We start from the raw sequence: 1410 nt of genomic DNA, 5'->3' as shown, positions 1-1410 counted from the left end.
CGCGTTGCGAAGACCTTGAGTGGGCGTTGCGTCCGTGGCGATATGACGCCGTAACGTTTGGTGGCGCGCTGCAGTATGGCAGCTATACCCACTGAGCTTTCGCTCCATCCTGCCGCGCCGAAGTCTTGATTGCCCTTCGGCGCGTAGAAGAGCGGGCGGTCCGCCGCAGAGGTAGGCTCGGGGTGCCTGTTGTGGTTGAACTGAATGAGCGTATGAAGAATGTCCGCCAACTGAGGATGAATTCCTATGCGTCGGAGGAGCTTCCTCGGGGCTGCCCGCTTTTTGGCGCGTGCGATGTCAAGGGCGAACGCGAACGGCATATCGTCGATGACGACATCCCGAACCAGGTCGGATTCCATCAAATGGATGATGCTAGTCGGGCGCAACCCGAGGATGGTCGTCAGCATCGCGACTCCTCGCTCTCGGACTGCTTCGTATGTGTCGTCGTCGTCGCTGAGGATTGCATTCCTCCACAAAAGGGACTCTTCACGAGTGAGCGGTCCTGTAAGAGGATGACCATCTCTGACCGGTCCGCCCTTTCGATTTCCACCGACCACGACTCGATTTATCGTTGTTAACGCCTGACGGTCGAAGCCGGGGTGGGAGCGTTCGGCAAAGAAGCGGTAGTAGCCTCGGGTCCGCGCCCACTCCCAACGCCTGCCTTGCGCGGTCAGGTGGGATAGATACCCGAGCGCCGATGCGTGCATCGGAGCCGTTGGTTTGCTTTTGCAGAACCGAGCAAAACCCGACAGGTTCGTGTGGCAGTTCAGCGCGTCGATTGGTGATTCGGTCGTTAAGCGGTTCCCGATGTACTCCCTGATAGTCGAGGCCAAGGGCTCTCCAACGCTGTCAATCGAAGTCCACGGTAGTCTGCGGATTCCTACCGATGTAACGATGGTCCATCGATGAGGTTCGACTACAACCGGGTTGCCGTAGACGTCAAGAAAGTCTGCGTTATTGTTCATTTTGCGAAGAAGTTTGCTTGTCGGGCGGTGGCAACGGTTCGCGCGGTTTCCTCGCGCTCCCTCGCCGTATATGTCGCAACATTGTTAGAGAGCCAACCGTTCAGATACATGATGGTTCGCAGCATTTCCTCCTCCGCCAAGCCAAGGGCCTTGGCATCTCTCACCAGTCTCTCGGTGTTCGTGTGACGAAGAATGTGTGGCGTGAGTCCAGGGACGGCATGTTGCAGCTTCTGAAAAATGGCGTTGATTGTCCGCTTGGACAGCGGATTGCCGTCTACGGTCTCAAGGAAGAGGTATTCGCTGTCGGCCGCATTCGGGATTTGTGCCCGGTATTCGCGGATGTACTCTGCCGTGATTTCCGCTACTCTCTGAAGGACGGGATATTCGCGAGGCTGGGTCTTCAGCCTCGGCTCGTCCACTCGTGTGTCGTCCGGGTCATTCGTGT

2 protein-coding genes are annotated in these 1410 nt (G+C 57.5%); both read right to left on the bottom strand.

Translation table 11 applies throughout. The annotated features are described in order from the left end of the window. A partial coding sequence (locus ACWEOZ_RS44340) for a hypothetical protein (protein ID WP_451916676.1) occupies positions 1-407 on the bottom strand: 407 nt, incomplete at its 3' end. 554 nt (positions 408-961) lie between these two features. Further along, on the bottom strand, positions 962-1410 hold a 449-nt coding region (locus ACWEOZ_RS44335; protein WP_451916675.1), incomplete at its 5' end, for a tyrosine-type recombinase/integrase.

This window comes from Actinoplanes sp. NPDC004185, from assembly GCF_053603475.1.
Note: the sequence above shows the minus strand (reverse complement) of the source record. Positions and strands in the feature narration are given on the sequence as shown.